The 5,212-nt window shown below is 52.7% G+C and carries 2 tRNA genes and 2 rRNA genes; all 4 read right to left on the reverse strand.

Annotation, left to right across the window (positions count from 1 at the left end):
- Nucleotides 1-12 precede the first annotated feature (12 nt).
- Nucleotides 13-2,894: ribosomal RNA gene (locus tag B7G54_RS37570) — 23S ribosomal RNA — on the reverse strand.
- Nucleotides 2,895-3,174: 280 nt separating this feature from the next.
- Nucleotides 3,175-3,250, reverse strand: a tRNA-Ala gene (locus B7G54_RS37575).
- A gap of 40 nt (nt 3,251-3,290) precedes the next feature.
- Nucleotides 3,291-3,367, reverse strand: a tRNA-Ile gene (locus tag B7G54_RS37580).
- A gap of 62 nt (nt 3,368-3,429) precedes the next feature.
- Nucleotides 3,430-4,962, reverse strand: a 16S ribosomal RNA gene (locus tag B7G54_RS37585).
- The 16S and 23S rRNA genes sit together here with 2 tRNA genes alongside, the layout of an rRNA operon.
- Nucleotides 4,963-5,212: the final 250 nt, after the last annotated feature.

Genomic DNA, 5,212 nt, shown 5'->3' on the forward strand with positions numbered 1-5,212 from the left:
CAGACTTGTTATAGGATCAAGCCTTACGGGCAATTAGTATCAGTTAGCTGAACGCATTACTGCGCTTACACACCTGACCTATCAACGTCCTGGTCTCGAACGACCCTTCAAGGGGATCTAGTCCCCAGGGATATCTCATCTTAAGGCGAGTTTCCCGCTTAGATGCTTTCAGCGGTTATCTCTTCCGAACATAGCTACCCGGCGATGCCACTGGCGTGACAACCGGTACACCAGAGGTTCGTCCACTCCGGTCCTCTCGTACTAGGAGCAGCCCCCTTCAAATATCCAACGCCCACGGCAGATAGGGACCAAACTGTCTCACGACGTTTTAAACCCAGCTCACGTACCTCTTTAAATGGCGAACAGCCATACCCTTGGGACCGGCTACAGCCCCAGGATGAGATGAGCCGACATCGAGGTGCCAAACACCGCCGTCGATATGAACTCTTGGGCGGTATCAGCCTGTTATCCCCAGAGTACCTTTTATCCGTTGAGCGATGGCCCTTCCATACAGAACCACCGGATCACTATGACCTGCTTTCGCACCTGCTCGACTTGTCGGTCTCGCAGTTAAGCACGCTTATGCCATTGCACTATCAGCACGATTTCCGACCGTACCTAGCGTACCTTCGTACTCCTCCGTTACGCTTTGGGAGGAGACCGCCCCAGTCAAACTGCCTACCATGCACTGTCCCCGACCCGGATCACGGGCCAAGGTTAGAACCTCAAACAAACCAGGGTGGTATTTCAAGGACGGCTCCACCGAAACTAGCGTTCCGGTTTCATAGCCTCCCACCTATCCTACACAGATCGGTTCAAAGTCCAATGCAAAGCTACAGTAAAGGTTCATGGGGTCTTTCCGTCTAGCCGCGGGTAGATTGCATCATCACAAACACTTCAACTTCGCTGAGTCTCGGGAGGAGACAGTGTGGCCATCGTTACGCCATTCGTGCAGGTCGGAACTTACCCGACAAGGAATTTCGCTACCTTAGGACCGTTATAGTTACGGCCGCCGTTTACCGGGACTTCAATCAAGAGCTTGCACCCCATCATTTAATCTTCCGGCACCGGGCAGGCGTCACACCCTATACGTCCACTTTCGTGTTTGCAGAGTGCTGTGTTTTTATTAAACAGTCGCAGCCACCAGTTTATTGCAACCCCTTCACCCTTTGCCCGCAGGGGCATCAAGCTACAAGGGCGTACCTTATCCCGAAGTTACGGTACCAATTTGCCGAGTTCCTTCTCCCGAGTTCTCTCAAGCGCCTTAGAATACTCATCTCGCCCACCTGTGTCGGTTTGCGGTACGGTCATCATTAGACTGAAGCTTAGAGGCTTTTCTTGGAACCACTTCCAATTGCTTCGCTCCCTAAGGAGCTCGCGCCACACCCTTGAATTCCGCGCCCGGATTTGCCTAAGCGCCTTCTCCAATGCAGCGACCGGGACTTCCAACACCCGGACAACCTTCCGCGATCCGTCCCCCCATCGCATCTAACAATGGTGCAGGAATATTGACCTGCTTCCCATCAGCTACGCATTTCTGCCTCGCCTTAGGGGCCGACTCACCCTACGCCGATGAACGTTGCGTAGGAAACCTTGGGCTTACGGCGAGGGGGCCTTTCACCCCCTTTATCGCTACTCATGTCAGCATTCGCACTTCTGATACCTCCAGCATCCCTTCCGAGACACCTTCGCAGGCTTACAGAACGCTCTCCTACCATGCGTGCTAAGCACGCATCCGCAGCTTCGGTATATAGCTTAGCCCCGTTACATCTTCCGCGCAGGACGACTCGATCAGTGAGCTATTACGCTTTCTTTAAAGGGTGGCTGCTTCTAAGCCAACCTCCTGACTGTTTTAGCCTTCCCACTTCGTTTCCCACTTAGCTATATTTGGGGACCTTAGCTGGCGGTCTGGGTTGTTTCCCTCTTGACACCGGACGTTAGCACCCGATGTCTGTCTCCCGTGATTGCACTCTTCGGTATTCGGAGTTTGCTATGGCGGGGTAATCTGCAATAGACCCCCCAACCATGACAGTGCTCTACCCCCGAAGGTGAGACACGAGGCACTACCTAAATAGTTTTCGGAGAGAACCAGCTATTTCCAAGTTTGTTTAGCCTTTCACCCCTATCCACAGCTCATCCCCTAACTTTTCAACGTTAGTGGGTTCGGACCTCCAGTACGTGTTACCGCACCTTCATCCTGGCCATGGATAGATCACTTGGTTTCGGGTCTACGCCCAGCAACTGAACGCCCTATTCGGACTCGCTTTCGCTACGCCTGCCCTATACGGTTAAGCTTGCTACTGAACGTAAGTCGCTGACCCATTATACAAAAGGTACGCCGTCACCCCTTACGAGGCTCCGACTGTTTGTATGCATGCGGTTTCAGGATCTATTTCACTCCCCTCCCGGGGTTCTTTTCGCCTTTCCCTCACGGTACTGGTTCACTATCGGTCGATCACGAGTATTTAGCCTTGGAGGATGGTCCCCCCATCTTCAGACAGGATTTCACGTGTCCCGCCCTACTTGTCGCACACCTAGTTCTTTCATACTGTTTTCGCCTACAGGGCTATCACCTGCTATGGCCGYACTTTCCAGAGCGTTCGGCTAACAATACAAATAAAGAGTGCAAGGCTCATCCCATTTCGCTCGCCACTACTTTGGGAATCTCGGTTGATTTCTTTTCCTGCGGTTACTTAGATGTTTCAGTTCACCGCGTTCGCTTCGCATGGCCTATGTATTCAGCCATGGATACTCCAAAAGGAGTGGGTTTCCCCATTCGGACATCTACGGATCAAAGCTCGTTTGCCAGCTCCCCGTAGCTTTTCGCAGGCTACCGCGTCCTTCATCGCCTGTGATCGCCAAGGCATCCACCACATGCACTTGTTCGCTTGACCCTATAACGAGTCTGTCTCGTTACAGGTTGAGTTCTCGCGTTGTGCCGTATTCCAATTGAGTCAAACATAGAGTTCGAATCATCTTGAGATACATCGATACAATCACAACCCGGATAACTTCCACGYCCATCTCAAGACGCTTCCGCTATCCAAATTACTTGCTTCTTCCAGATTGTTAAAGAACGACAGCCGATACRTACTACGTATCACTCTGACTGGCTCAATCGCCAATGCAAAATTCTCGGTTCAGTGTCTGAACCAAGCCCTTAGCGTTGGTGATTGGTGGAGGCAGACGGGATCGAACCGACGACCCCCTGCTTGCAAAGCAGGTGCTCTCCCAGCTGAGCTATGCCCCCATGTACAGATAACCTCAGGTATGTACTTACCGCCAGACAATGGTGGGTCTGGTTGGATTCGAACCAACGACCCCCGCCTTATCAAGACGGTGCTCTAACCGACTGAGCTACAGACCCCTGAGTCTGTCTTTAATTTACAGCCGATAAGCGTGAGCGCTCAAYTTTGCGAGAAGCTCTGGAAAGGAGGTGATCCAGCCGCACCTTCCGATACGGCTACCTTGTTACGACTTCACCCCAGTCATGAATCCTACCGTGGTGACCGTCCTCCTTGCGGTTAGACTAGCCACTTCTGGTAAAACCCACTCCCATGGTGTGACGGGCGGTGTGTACAAGACCCGGGAACGTATTCACCGCGGCATGCTGATCCGCGATTACTAGCGATTCCAGCTTCATGCACTCGAGTTGCAGAGTGCAATCCGGACTACGATCGGTTTTCTGGGATTAGCTCCCCCTCGCGGGTTGGCAACCCTCTGTTCCGACCATTGTATGACGTGTGAAGCCCTACCCATAAGGGCCATGAGGACTTGACGTCATCCCCACCTTCCTCCGGTTTGTCACCGGCAGTCTCCTTAGAGTGCTCTTGCGTAGCAACTAAGGACAAGGGTTGCGCTCGTTGCGGGACTTAACCCAACATCTCACGACACGAGCTGACGACAGCCATGCAGCACCTGTGCGCCGGTTCTCTTTCGAGCACTCCCRCCTCTCAGCAGGATTCCGACCATGTCAAGGGTAGGTAAGGTTTTTCGCGTTGCATCGAATTAATCCACATCATCCACCGCTTGTGCGGGTCCCCGTCAATTCCTTTGAGTTTTAATCTTGCGACCGTACTCCCCAGGCGGTCAACTTCACGCGTTAGCTACGTTACTAAGGAAATGAATCCCCAACAACTAGTTGACATCGTTTAGGGCGTGGACTACCAGGGTATCTAATCCTGTTTGCTCCCCACGCTTTCGTGCATGAGCGTCAGTATTGGCCCAGGGGGCTGCCTTCGCCATCGGTATTCCTCCACATCTCTACGCATTTCACTGCTACACGTGGAATTCTACCCCCCTCTGCCATACTCTAGCTTGCCAGTCACCAATGCAGTTCCCAGGTTGAGCCCGGGGATTTCACATCGGTCTTAACAAACCGCCTGCGCACGCTTTACGCCCAGTAATTCCGATTAACGCTCGCACCCTACGTATTACCGCGGCTGCTGGCACGTAGTTAGCCGGTGCTTATTCTTCCGGTACCGTCATCCCCCGACTGTATTAGAGCCAAGGATTTCTTTCCGGACAAAAGTGCTTTACAACCCGAAGGCCTTCTTCACACACGCGGCATTGCTGGATCAGGCTTTCGCCCATTGTCCAAAATTCCCCACTGCTGCCTCCCGTAGGAGTCTGGGCCGTGTCTCAGTCCCAGTGTGGCTGGTCGTCCTCTCAGACCAGCTACTGATCGTCGCCTTGGTAGGCCTTTACCCCACCAACTAGCTAATCAGCCATCGGCCAACCCTATAGCGCGAGGCCCGAAGGTCCCCCGCTTTCATCCGTAGATCGTATGCGGTATTAATCCGGCTTTCGCCGGGCTATCCCCCACTACAGGACATGTTCCGATGTATTACTCACCCGTTCGCCACTCGCCACCAGGTGCAAGCACCCGTGCTGCCGTTCGACTTGCATGTGTAAGGCATGCCGCCAGCGTTCAATCTGAGCCAGGATCAAACTCTTCAGTTTAAACCTGTTACTGTTTTCGGTTCGGTTAAGAACCGGTCGCTCACTCAAAGCTGACAGGAATATGAATCACTTCATAAACCTGACTTACTTTAGTGTGAGACTCTTGATACTTTCGCTATCTGATCCGAGGATCAGCTCGCTTCCATCAAGCGCCCACACTTATCGGCTGTTAATTTTTAAAGAGCATTCTGCGAGGAACTTCGTGTTTCCCGGCAGCGCTGCGTTTTCAGCAGCAGAGAAGCGAGATTAT

It is taken from the genome of Burkholderia puraquae (genome assembly GCF_002099195.1).
In the GTDB taxonomy this organism is placed as follows: Bacteria; Pseudomonadota; Gammaproteobacteria; order Burkholderiales; family Burkholderiaceae; genus Burkholderia; species Burkholderia puraquae.